At 70.5% G+C, this 11,965-nt stretch carries 9 protein-coding genes; 8 read left to right on the forward strand and 1 reads right to left on the reverse strand.

Features of this window, described 5'->3' with window-relative positions; translation table 11 throughout:
- The first annotated feature begins 8 nt into the window (after positions 1-8).
- From ftsW to OG294_RS29605, 8 genes are all read left to right on the forward strand, one after another.
- A complete protein-coding gene (ftsW, locus tag OG294_RS29570) occupies positions 9-1,415 on the forward strand; it encodes a putative lipid II flippase FtsW (RefSeq protein ID WP_442789242.1) in 1,407 nt (468 codons plus the stop codon).
- A 6-nt stretch (positions 1,416-1,421) separates the two neighbouring features.
- Positions 1,422-2,528 (forward strand): undecaprenyldiphospho-muramoylpentapeptide beta-N-acetylglucosaminyltransferase, encoded by a 1,107-nt coding sequence (murG, locus tag OG294_RS29575; protein ID WP_184934951.1) that lies wholly within the window; start codon positions 1,422-1,424, stop codon positions 2,526-2,528.
- Positions 2,521-3,306, forward strand: a complete 786-nt coding sequence (locus OG294_RS29580; protein WP_327069598.1) for a cell division protein FtsQ/DivIB — start codon at positions 2,521-2,523, stop codon at positions 3,304-3,306. Before murG ends, OG294_RS29580 begins: the two co-directional genes overlap by 8 nt.
- A gap of 481 nt (positions 3,307-3,787) precedes the next feature.
- Positions 3,788-5,005, forward strand: a complete 1,218-nt coding sequence (gene ftsZ, locus OG294_RS29585; RefSeq protein ID WP_327069599.1) for a cell division protein FtsZ — start codon at positions 3,788-3,790, stop codon at positions 5,003-5,005.
- 73 nt (positions 5,006-5,078) lie between these two features.
- Entirely contained in the window at positions 5,079-5,843 is a 765-nt protein-coding gene (locus OG294_RS29590) for a YggS family pyridoxal phosphate-dependent enzyme (RefSeq protein ID WP_327069600.1), read from the forward strand.
- Between the two features lie 255 nt (positions 5,844-6,098).
- Positions 6,099-6,701, forward strand: coding sequence for a cell division protein SepF (locus OG294_RS29595; RefSeq protein ID WP_327069601.1), 603 nt, complete (start codon positions 6,099-6,101; stop codon positions 6,699-6,701).
- Between the two features lie 96 nt (positions 6,702-6,797).
- On the forward strand, positions 6,798-7,088 hold the full coding sequence (locus tag OG294_RS29600; protein ID WP_110665401.1) for a YggT family protein: 291 nt from the start codon (positions 6,798-6,800) through the stop codon (positions 7,086-7,088).
- 49 nt (positions 7,089-7,137) lie between these two features.
- Positions 7,138-8,457 (forward strand): DivIVA domain-containing protein, encoded by a 1,320-nt coding sequence (locus OG294_RS29605; protein WP_327069602.1) that lies wholly within the window; start codon positions 7,138-7,140, stop codon positions 8,455-8,457.
- A 176-nt stretch (positions 8,458-8,633) separates the two neighbouring features.
- Here the strand turns inward: OG294_RS29605 and ileS are convergent, their stop codons facing one another.
- A complete protein-coding gene (gene ileS / locus OG294_RS29610) occupies positions 8,634-11,762 on the reverse strand; it encodes an isoleucine--tRNA ligase (RefSeq protein WP_327069603.1) in 3,129 nt (1,042 codons plus the stop codon).
- Positions 11,763-11,965: the final 203 nt, after the last annotated feature.

Consider the following 11,965-nt stretch of genomic DNA (forward strand, 5'->3'; position numbering starts at 1 on the left):
CAGGCGCCGTGGCGGGTCAGGGCAAGGCGGCCACCCGGCCGGAGCGCGGCGGGGCCGCGGCGCCGGAGCGTGCCGCCGCCTCCCCGCCCGGCGGCGGCCCCGGCCCGTCGCTGATCTCGGCGACCAGCACGATCTTCAAGACCGAGGGTCTGACCGGACGCCTGCGTGCGCTGCGCGACCGGCTGCGCTGGACCCTGGGCCGTCCGCTGACGCCCTACTACCTGATCCTCGGCGCGGCCTCGCTGCTGCTGGTGCTCGGCCTGGTGATGGTCTTCTCGTCCTCCAACATCACGGCCATCCACCAGGGCCTGCCCGGGCTCTTCTACTTCCGCAAGCAGCTGGTCGCGGTGGTGCTCGGATCGGTGCTGCTGGTGGCCGCCGCCAAGGTGCCGGTCGCCGTGCACCGGGTGCTGGCCTACCCGGTGCTGCTCGGCTCGATCGGCGCCATGGTGCTGGTGGCCATCCCCGGCATCGGGATGAAGGTCAACGGCAACCGGAACTGGCTCAATTTCGGCTTCTTCCAGGTCCAGCCCTCGGAGTTCGCCAAGCTCGCGCTGCTGCTCTGGGGGGCCGACCTGCTGGCCCGCAAGCAGAAGGCCGGCACCCTCACCCAGTGGAAGCACCTGCTGGTCCCGCTGGTGCCGGGCGCCCTGGTGCTGCTGATGCTGATCATGCTCGGCGGCGACATGGGCACCTCGATGATCCTGGTGGCGATGGTCTTCGCGCTGCTGTGGATGGTCGGCGCTCCGCTGCGGCTCTTCGTCGCGACCCTCGGGGTCGCCGTGGTGGCCTGCACCGCGCTGATCATCACCGTGCCGCACCGGCTGGACCGGCTGGCCTGCATCGGCACCACCAAGCCGTCGGTCGACCACGACTGTTTCCAGGCGCTGCACGGCCTGTACGCCTTCGGACTGGGCGGTACCTTCGGCACCGGCCTCGGGGCCGGCTACGAGAAGTGGGGCCAGCTCCCGGAGGCGCACACCGACTTCATCTTCGCCGCGACCGGTGAGGAACTCGGTCTCGTGGGGACGCTGTCGGTGATCGGTCTCTTCGCGGCACTAGGGTATGCGGGTATCCGAGTGGCCATCGGCACGAAGGACCCCTTCGTCAGGTACGCCGCGGGAGCCGCCACCACGTGGATCATGGCCCAGGCCATGATCAACCTGGGGTCGGCGCTGGGACTGCTGCCCATCGCGGGCGTGCCCCTCCCGCTGTTCTCCTACGGCGGGTCCGCCATGCTGTCGGCCATGTGCGCCCTGGGGATGCTGCTCTGCTTCGCACGCAGCGTCCCGGGGGCGAAGGCGGCACTGGCCGCCCGGAGCTCGAAGTCCCGGTTCAGGACAGGTCTGCGCCGGGTGCTGCCACGACGAACCACAGCGCGCCCGGCCGCCCGGCCGCCGCGCAGGGAGCGGTGATTTTCGGTGCATGTCGTACTCGCCGGCGGGGGTACCGCAGGACACATCGAGCCGGCCATGGCGCTCGCGGACGCGCTGCGCAGGCACGACCCGAGCATCGGCATCACCGCGCTCGGTACCGAGCGCGGCCTGGAGACCCGCCTGGTGCCCGAGCGCGGCTACCAGCTGGAGCTGATCCCGGCCGTCCCGCTGCCGCGCAAGCCCACCCCCGAGCTGATCACCGTGCCGGGCCGGCTGCGGGGCACCGTCCGGGCCGCCCAGGAGATCATCGAGCGGGTCAAGGCGGACGCCGTGGTCGGCTTCGGCGGCTACGTCGCGATGCCCGCCTACCTGGCGGCCAAGCGGGCCGGGGTGCCGATCGTGGTGCACGAGGCCAACGCCCGACCGGGCCTGGCCAACAAGATCGGTGCCCGGTACAGCGACTTCGTCGCGGTCTCCACCCCGGACAGCAAGCTGCGCGACTCGCGCTACATCGGCATCCCGCTGCGCCGCACCATCGCGACCCTGGACCGCAACGCGGTGCGCCCCGAGGCCCGGCACTACTTCGGCCTCGACCAGCGGCTGCCCACCCTGCTGGTCTCCGGCGGCTCGCAGGGCGCGCGCCGGCTGAACGAGACCATCCAGGCGATCGCGCCGCGCCTGCAGCAGTACGGCGTCCAGGTGCTGCACGCGGTGGGCCCGAAGAACGAGCTGCCGCGGATCGACGACATCCCCGGCATGCCGCCCTACCGCGCGGTGCCGTACCTGGACCGGATGGACCTCGCCTATGCCGCCGCCGACCTGATGCTCTGCCGGGCCGGCGCGATGACGGTGGCCGAGCTCGCCGCCGTCGGCCTGCCGGCCTGCTTCGTGCCGCTGCCGATCGGCAACGGCGAGCAGCGGTTGAACGCCCAGCCGATGGTCAAGGCTGGCGGCGGCCTGCTGGTGGACGACGCCGAGCTGACCCCGGACTGGGTGCTGAGCAATGTCCTGCCGGTGCTCACCGACCCGCAGCGGCTGTGGGACATGAGCCGGGCAGCCGCCGAGTTCGGCCGCCGGGACGCCGACGACCTGCTGGTCGGGATGGTGTACGAGGCGATCGACGCGGCCCGGGGTGGCCGGCGTCGTGGCTGACCGGCTCACCGCCGCGCCGAGCGACGAGGAGTTGGCCGCGGAGGACGAGGAGGACGAGCCCCCCGCGCTGCGGCTGTCGCGGCGCGGGGTCCTGGTGCTCGGTGGGCTCGGGGCTGCGGTCCTGGGCCTGCTGGCCTGGCTGGTCTTCTTCTCCTCGGTGCTGGACGTCCAGTCGGTGGCGATCCAGGGGCTGCGCAACGACCAGCTGACGGTCGACGAGGTCCGGGCCGCCATAGGGCCGGTCCAGCACGGCCCGCTGGCCCGCGTCGACCTGGACGCGGTGCAGCGCCGGGTCCAGGCGATCCCGCGGGTCGCCAGGGCGGAGGTCTGGCGGGGCTGGCCGCACACCCTGCGGGTGAAGGTGATCGAGCGTCAACCTGTTGCGGCTGTCAAGACTTCTGATGGAAAGTTCACTCAGATGGATGCATCTGGGGTGAGTTTCGCCACCGAACCAACGCCGCCGCCCGGTGTTCCGGTGGTCGAACTCCAGCTCAGCCAGCCGGCCCAGGACGCCGCCGCGGTCTTTCCGGCCAGCCGGCTGGTCCAGGGCGCGGTCAGGGTGGCCACCGCGCTGCCGCCCGACGTGGCCAAGCAGAGCCCGGCACTACTGGTTCGTTCGTATGACGACATCGAGTTGCGACTGCCCGGGGGTGCCACCGTGCGGTGGGGGAGCCCTGACCGGGGGCAGCGCAAGGCGACGGTGCTGCTCGCCCTGCTGAAGCAGAAGGCCGCGACCTACGACGTCAGCGCCCCGGACGCCCCGGCGATCTCGGGCTGAACGGAAATCCGGTAGGTTCTGTACTCCTCGGGGTTGTCGGGATCTTGACCGGTCGATTCGTCACTATTGACGATCCATCGGTGATTCCCCGACCCTGGGTGATCGACCCCGGTGCTGACTGCCGGGTGATGATCACATAGGCTCAAAAGAAAAAAGGGAAGCTCGGCGTGTTCGTTGAACACGGGCCCGCCCGGCACTTAGTGTCCTGTGTCACCAGGCTGTTCACTACGGTGATCTGACGCAGTGGCGATCTGACGGAGCGCTGATCTGCGGTCGGGGATCTGATGCGTCTTCAGGATCTGACGCAGGCACAGCATGAACCCTCAACGTCAAGTTTAGGGTTCGGGTCGGCGGTCCGCATTTTCGGACAATCAGTCAGGAATCGGGCTCCCCCACCCATCGACATCCGTCGGCATCGTGGTTCGTGCAACTGTCACGACCCAGGAGCCGACCCGGACATCCGAGGCGAGAGGCCTTCGACGTGGCAGCACCGCAGAACTACCTCGCAGTCATCAAGGTCGTCGGTATCGGCGGCGGCGGTGTCAACGCCATCAACCGGATGATCGAGGTCGGTCTCAAGGGCGTCGAGTTCATCGCGATCAACACCGATGCACAGGCCCTCCTGATGAGCGACGCCGACGTCAAGCTCGACGTGGGCCGCGAGCTCACCCGGGGTCTGGGCGCCGGCGCCAACCCCGAGGTCGGCCGCAAGGCCGCCGAGGACCACCGCGAGGAGATCGAGGAGGTCCTCAAGGGGGCCGACATGGTCTTCGTCACGGCCGGCGAGGGCGGCGGCACCGGCACCGGCGGCGCGCCCGTGGTGGCCAACATCGCCCGCTCGCTGGGCGCGCTGACCATCGGCGTGGTCACCCGGCCGTTCACCTTCGAGGGCCGGCGTCGCGCCAACCAGGCCGAGGACGGCATCGCCGGGCTGCGCGAGGAGGTCGACACCCTCATCGTGATCCCCAACGACCGGCTGCTGTCGATCTCCGACCGCCAGGTCAGCGTGCTGGACGCGTTCCGCTCGGCCGACCAGGTGCTGCTCTCCGGCGTGCAGGGCATCACCGACCTGATCACCACCCCGGGCCTGATCAACCTCGACTTCGCCGACGTCAAGTCGGTCATGTCGGACGCCGGTTCGGCGCTGATGGGGATCGGCTCGGCGCGCGGCGAGGACCGGGCCAAGGCGGCGGCCGTGATGGCCATCTCCTCCCCGCTGCTCGAGGCCTCGATCGACGGTGCCCGCGGTGTGCTGCTCTCCATCTCCGGCGGCTCCGACCTCGGTCTCTTCGAGATCAACGAGTCGGCCCAGCTGGTCAGCGAGGCGGCGCACCCCGAGGCGAACATCATCTTCGGTGCCGTGATCGACGACGCGCTCGGCGACGAGGTGCGGGTCACCGTGATCGCGGCCGGGTTCGACGGCGGCCAGCCGCCGGCCATCGTGCGCGACCCGGTGGTGAAGGCGACTCCGCCCGCCCCGACCGAGCGTCCGATGAGCGCGGCCGGCCGGCCGTACGGCAGCGGGGGGCTGGGTTCGGTGACGGGCCGTTCGTCGGACGAGGGCGCCAACGGCTCGACCGCCGCCTCGAAGACCGAGACCACGGTGGCCCCGCCGGTGCCGCCGCAGGTCCAGCCGGTCCGCTCGCCCTATGTGGAGAGCCCGGCCGAGGAGCTGGACGTTCCGGACTTCCTGAAGTAATTCGTGCAGGGCTCGATGCCCACCCCGGCCGGACGGCTGGGGTGGGCATCGTCGCGTGTGATAGGCAGTGAATATGACGAACCAGCAGTCCGCCGAGTTCCCGGCGCCCGACCGCCTCGAGCAGCTCAGGAGCGGTCTTGCGGCCGTGGAGCGCCGGATCGAGGCCGCCTGTGCGGCAGCCGGACGAGCGCGCTCCGAGGTCTCCCTGATCGTGGTCACCAAGACCTACCCGGCTTCGGACACCCGGCTGCTGGCTTCGCTCGGTGTCCGCGAGGTGGCCGAGAACCGCGACCAGGACGCCGCCCCCAAGGCGGCCGAGTGTGCCGATCTCGCGCTGACCTGGCACTTCGTCGGACAGTTGCAGACGAACAAGGTGCGCTCGGTGGTGCGCTACGCACACCATGTTCACTCGGTCGACCGGGAGCGGCTGGTCACGGCACTGGCTGACGCGGTGTCGAAGGCCGAACGGCCCCCGCTGGGCTGCCTGGTGCAGGTGGCGCTGGAGAAGGAGAAGGCCGGCGCCGGCGAGTCGGGTGAGGGCCGGGCCGGGGTCGCCGCCGAGGACGTGCTGGCCCTGGCGGACCGCATCGCCGACACGCCCGGGCTGCGCCTTGACGGTGTGATGACGGTCGCTCCGCTGACGGGAACTCTGGCCGGCGACCCGGCCGCGGCGTTCGCGAAGTTGGCGGAAATCTCAACCGCCGTACGCGCGGCCCATCCTGCTGCCACGATGGTCTCGGCAGGGATGAGCGGTGACCTTGAGCAGGCGATCGCGGCCGGAGCGACACATGTACGCGTCGGTACGGCGGTGCTCGGTGCGCGGTCACGGCTCGGGTAACGTCACCGGGTAGTAGATCAGACTGCAGGACAAATCAGGACAAAGCACCGATTCGTCCTGAGGATGCCAATCAATCGTGGATCGTATGTCCGCGGCCACGCACACACCCTGACAGATCATCGGCTCTCCGTAGCCGTGGCCTGACAGATCGTGAGCGGACCGCGGGCCCGGGAAACCCACCGTACTTCACGGTGACGGATTTCGCGGGCCTGGCCGGTGACGAAGCCGATCCACCACAGAGCGGAGGACAGGAGCATGGCCGGCGCAATGCGCAAGATGGCGGTCTACCTCGGCCTCGTGGAGGACGAGACGTACGACGGTCAGGGTTACGACCCGGACGACGACTACGACACGGACCCCGAGCCCATCCGGACCGGGCGGACCGAGGACATCCCGCGGCCCGCCTCCGCCCCACCGGCGCAAGTCGCCTCGATCGCGCCCCAGCCGGTGCCGGCCGCGGTGCCGATCCGGCAGGAGCCGCCGCGGATGGCACCCGTGTCGTCCATCACACCCGAACGTCGTCAGAATCTGGAGAAGAGTGCGCCGGTGATCATGCCCAAGGTCGTGAACGAGCGGGAGCCGTACCGCATCACCACGCTGCACCCGAGGACCTACAACGAGGCCCGTACCATCGGGGAACAGTTCCGTGGCGGCACCCCGGTGATCATGAATCTGACCGAGATGGACGACACCGACGCGAAGCGCCTCGTAGACTTCGCCGCTGGACTCGTCTTCGGTCTGCACGGCAGTATCGAGCGCGTGACGCAGAAGGTGTTCCTGCTGTCTCCTGCTAACGTCGATGTCACGGCGGAGGACAAGGCACGAATCGCCGAGGGTGGGTTCTTCAACCAGAGCTGACCCGGCCACGACGTCATGTGTGGACCTGATGGACAGTGAGTGACCTAGCAGTTTCGTGAACAGGCAGAGTCGGAAGAACTGGGAGAGGGATACCCGATGGGGATCGTGGGGGCGGTGCTCTACTACGCACTGACCGTCTTCCTGGTGATTCTGCTCTTCCGCCTGGTCATGGACTGGGTCTTCCAGTTCGCCCGCTCGTGGCGTCCGGGCAAGGCCATGGTGGTGGTCCTGGAGGCCACGTACACTGTCACGGATCCGCCACTCAAGCTTCTTCGGCGGTTCATTCCGCCGTTGCGTCTCGGGGGCGTGGCGCTCGACCTGTCCTTCTTCGTACTGATGATCATTGTGTATGTCCTGATCTCGCTCGTGCAGCGTCTGCCGTGGTGAGCGATGCGGCAGGATGCCAGTGTGCCGACGATCACGTTGAGGTGAAGAGATGCCGTTGACCCCCGAGGACGTTCGGAACAAGCAGTTCACGACCGTCCGGCTGCGCGAAGGCTACGACGAGGACGAGGTCGATGCCTTCCTCGACGAGGTCGAGGCCGAGCTGACCCGCCTGCTGCGCGAGAACGAGGACCTGCGGGCCAAGTTGGCCGCGGCGACCCGGGCCGCCGCGCAGAACCAGGCGAACATGCGCAAGGAGCAGCCGCAGGACGCTCCGCGTCAGGGCGGTCCGGTGCCCGCCGCCATATCCGGCCCGCCGGTCCCCGGCCAGCAGGGTCCCGGCCAGCAGCAGCCGCCGCAGCAGCAGATGGGCCAGCAGCCGCTGGGTCTGCCGTCCGGCGCCCCGCAGCTGCCGCCCGGCCAGGGCGCCCCGATGCAGCAGCAGGTCCCCGGCCAGCAGCAGATGCAGCCGCAGCAGATGCAGCCCCAGCAGCAGATGGGCCAGCAGCCGATGGGCACCATGGGCGGCCAGCAGCAGCTGGTGCAGCCGATGGGCGGTCAGATGCTGCAGCCGATGGGCGGCCAGATGCAGCAGCAGATGGGCCAGCAGCCGATGGGCACCATGGGCGGCCAGCAGCAGCTCGCCCCGATGGGCGGCCCGCTCGGCCAGCAGCTCGGCGGTCCGCTCGGCGCGCCGATGCAGCAGCAGGGCCCCGGCGGCGACAGCGCGGCCCGCGTGCTCGCGCTCGCCCAGCAGACCGCCGACCAGGCGATCTCCGAGGCCCGGTCCGAGGCCAACAAGATCGTCGGTGAGGCTCGCAGCCGCGCCGAGGGTCTGGAGCGCGACGCCCGTGCCAAGGCCGACGCGCTGGAGCGGGACGCGCAGGAGAAGCACCGCGTCGCGATGGGCTCGCTGGAGTCGGCGCGCGCCACGCTGGAGCGCAAGGTCGAGGACCTGCGTGCCTTCGAGCGCGAGTACCGCACCCGCCTGAAGTCCTACCTGGAGACCCAGCTGCGCCAGCTGGAGTCGCAGGCCGACGACTCGCTCGCCCCGCCGCGGATCCCGGCCACCGCTTCGCTGCCGCCGGCCGCGTCGTCGATGGCCTCCGCGGGCGCCCCCTCCTTCGGTGGCGGCCAGCCCTCCTTCGGCGGCAACCCGTCGTTCGGTGGCAACCAGTCCTTCGGCGGCGGCTCCGGTGCCCCGTCGTTCGGTGGTCAGCCCTCGGCCAACGGTGCCCCGCAGATGGCTCCGGCCGGCATGACCCAGCCGATGGCCGCGGTCCGTCCGCAGCCGCCGCAGCCCATGCAGCCGATGCAGCAGGCCCCCGCTCCGATGCGTGGCTTCCTGATCGACGAGGACGGCGACAACTAGGTCGGTTCGTACCGAGGCGCGTGCCCCGGGCTCCTGCGCTGAGCCCGGTGCACGCGCCTCGGCCGTTTCCTCCTGACCGGTGTGCGAAGGCGCCCGACCACCGAAGTGGTCGGGCGCCTTCGCGCGTGCGTACGGGGGCCCACCCGCCGGGCGGGTGAGCCCCCGATCCGCTCCCGCTACGCCTTGCGCAGCTGGAAGGTCAGGCCGAGGCCCTCGTCGGTGAAGTCCGGCGACTGCCAGTCGGCCTCGCCGGCGGCGAAGTCGGTGGCCAGCACCTCCTCGGCGACCAGGGCGCCGTGCTCGGTGACGGCCGCCACCGTCTCGGCGTCGGCCGACTGCCAGCGCAGCACGATCCGGTCGGCGACGTCCAGACCGGAGTTCTTGCGGGCCTCCTGGATCTGGCGGATGGCGTCGCGGGCGATGCCCAGGCGCTTGAGCTCGGGGCTGATCGCCAGGTCGAGGGCGACGGTGGCGCCGGACTCGTTGGCGACGGCCCAGCCCTCGCGCGGGGTCTCGGTGATGATCACCTCATCGGGCGAGAGGCTGATCGGCTCGCCGTCCAGCAGCACCGAGGTGGTGCCGGAAGCGCGCAGCTCGGCGGCGAGCCTGGCGGCGTCGGCGGCGGCGACCGCCTTGGCCACCTCCTGGACGCCCTTGCCGAAGCGCTTGCCCAGCGCGCGGAAGTTCGCCTTCGCGGTGGTGTCGACCAGCGAACCGCCGACGGCCGCGAGCGACTCCAGGGTGGCGACGTTGAGCTCCTCGGCGATCTGCGCGCGCAGATCGGCGGGCAGCTCCTCCCAGCCCTGGGCCGCGATCAGTGCGCGGGACAGCGGCTGACGGGTCTTCACACCGGACTCCGCGCGGGTGGCGCGGCCCAGCTCGACCAGTCGGCGCACCAGCGCCATGTGCCGGGACAGGTCGGGGTCGATCAGCGACTCGTCGGCCACCGGCCAGCTGCTCAGGTGCACCGAGGCCGGGGCCTCGGGGGCGACCGGGACCACCAGGTCCTGCCAGACCCGCTCGGTGATGAACGGGGTGAGCGGCGCCATCAGCCGGGTCACCGTCTCCAGTGCCTCGTGCAGGGTGGCGAGCGCGGCGGCGTCGCCCTGCCAGAAGCGGCGGCGGCCACGGCGCACGTACCAGTTGGACAGGTCGTCGACGAAGCCGGAGAGCAGCTTGCCGGCCCGCTGGGTGTCGTAGGCCTCCAGCGCCGCGTCGGTCTCGCGGACCAGGGTGTTCAGCTCGGAGAGCACCCAGCGGTCCAGCTGCGGGCGGTCCGCCGGGGCGGGGTCGCTCGCGCTGGGCGCCCAGTTCGCGGTGCGCGCGTACAGGGCCTGGAAGGCGACGGTGTTCCAGTAGGTGAGCAGCGTCTTGCGCACCACCTCCTGGATGGTGCCGTGGCCGACCCGGCGGGCCGACCAGGGCGAACCGCCGGCCGCCATGAACCAGCGCACCGCGTCGGCGCCGTGCTGGTCCATCAGCGGGATCGGCTGCAGGATGTTGCCCAGGTGCTTGGACATCTTGCGGCCGTCCTCGGCCAGGATGTGGCCCAGGCACACCACGTTCTCGTAGGCCGACTTGTCGAAGACCAGGGTGCCGACGGCCATCAGCGTGTAGAACCAGCCGCGGGTCTGGTCGATCGCCTCGGAGATGAACTGCGCCGGGTAGCGGCTCTCGAACAGTTCCTTGTTCTGGTAGGGGTAGCCGTACTGCGCGAACGGCATCGAGCCCGAGTCGTACCAGGCGTCGATCACCTCGGGCACCCGGGTGGCTGCTCCGCCGCAGTCGCGGCAGGCGAAGGTGACCGCGTCGATGAACGGGCGGTGCGGGTCGAGCCCGCTCTGGTCGGTGCCGGTCAGCTCGGTGAGCTCCGCCAGCGACCCGACGCAGGTCAGGTGGCCCTCCTCGCAGCGCCAGATCGGCAGCGGGGTGCCCCAGTAGCGGTTGCGCGACAGCGCCCAGTCGATGTTGTTGTTCAGCCAGTCGCCGAAGCGGCCGTGCTTGACCGTCTCCGGGAACCAGTTGGTGGCCTCGTTCTCGCGGATCATCGCGTCCTTGACGGCGGTGGTCCGGATGTACCAGGACGGCTGCGCGTAGTAGAGCAGCGCGGTGTGGCAGCGCCAGCAGTGCGGGTAGCTGTGCTCGTAGGGCAGGTGGCGGAAGAGCAGGCCGCGCTCCTTGAGGTCGGCGACCAGCGCCTCGTCCGCCTTCTTGAAGAAGACGCCGCTGACCAGCGGGACCTCCGGGGCGAAGGTGCCGTCGGTCTCCACCGGGTTGACCACCGGCAGGCCGTACTTGCGGCAGGTCGCCAGGTCGTCCGCGCCGAACGCGGGGGACTGGTGGACGATGCCGGTGCCGTCCTCGGTGGTCACGTAGTCGGCGTTCAGGACGTAGTGCGCGTCCGGGATCTCGACCAGGTCGAACGGGCGCCGGTAGGCCCAGCGCTCCATCTCGGCGCCGGTGAACGACTCCCCGGTGACCTCCCAGCCCTCGCCGAGCGCCTTGGCGACCAGCGGCTCGGCCACCACCAGCTGCTCGGTGCCGTCGGTGGCCACCACGTAGGTGACCTCCGGGTGCACCGCGGCGGCGGTGTTGGAGACCAGCGTCCACGGGGTGGTGGTCCACACCAGCAGCGCGGCCCGGCCGGCCAGCGGGCCGCTGGTCAGCGGGAAGCGGACGAAGACCGAGGGGTCGACCACGGTCTCGTAGCCCTGGGCCAGCTCGTGGTCCGACAGGCCGGTGCCGCAGCGCGGGCACCAGGGGGCGACGCGGTGGTCCTGGACCAGCCGGCCCTTGTCGAAGATCTGCTTGAGCGACCACCAGACCGACTGGACGTAGGAGGGGTCCATCGTCCGGTAGGCCTCGTCGAGGTCGACCCAGTAGCCCATCCGCTCGGTGAGCTTGGTGAACTCGTCGGTGTGCCGGGTGACCGACTCGCGGCACTTGGCGTTGAACTCGGCGATGCCGTACCGCTCGATGTCCGGCTTGCCGGAGAAGCCCAGCTCCTTCTCGACGGCCAGCTCCACCGGCAGGCCGTGGCAGTCCCAGCCGGCCTTGCGGGCCACGTGGTAGCCCTTCATGGTCCGGTAGCGCGGGAAGACGTCCTTGAAGACGCGGGCCTCGATGTGGTGCGCGCCCGGCATGCCGTTGGCGGTCGGCGGGCCCTCGTAGAAGACCCACTCGGGACGGCCCTCGGACTGCTCCAGGCTGCGCTGGAAGATCTTCTGGTCGCGCCAGAAGCTCAGGATGCCGTGCTCGAGGACGGGCAGGTCGACCTGGGCGGGGACGGGGTTGTACGTACTCACTGCGCCTCCGGCGGATGCGTGGACGGGCATTCCGACGGAGGGACGAGGCCAAAAGCGCCCCGCGGTACCACCCTCCTTGGCCGTCGGACACTCTCGACGGCCCACTCCTTGGGCTTGCGGCCGGGTCTAGTGGGCCCCACGGGTGGGGCCGTTCTTCCGGCGGCTCCGGGGTGATCTTCCCGTCGCGCACACCCCCGGGCTCA

The sequence above is a fragment of the Kitasatospora sp. NBC_01302 genome, from assembly GCF_035976515.1.
Lineage (GTDB): Bacteria > Actinomycetota > Actinomycetes > Streptomycetales > Streptomycetaceae > Kitasatospora.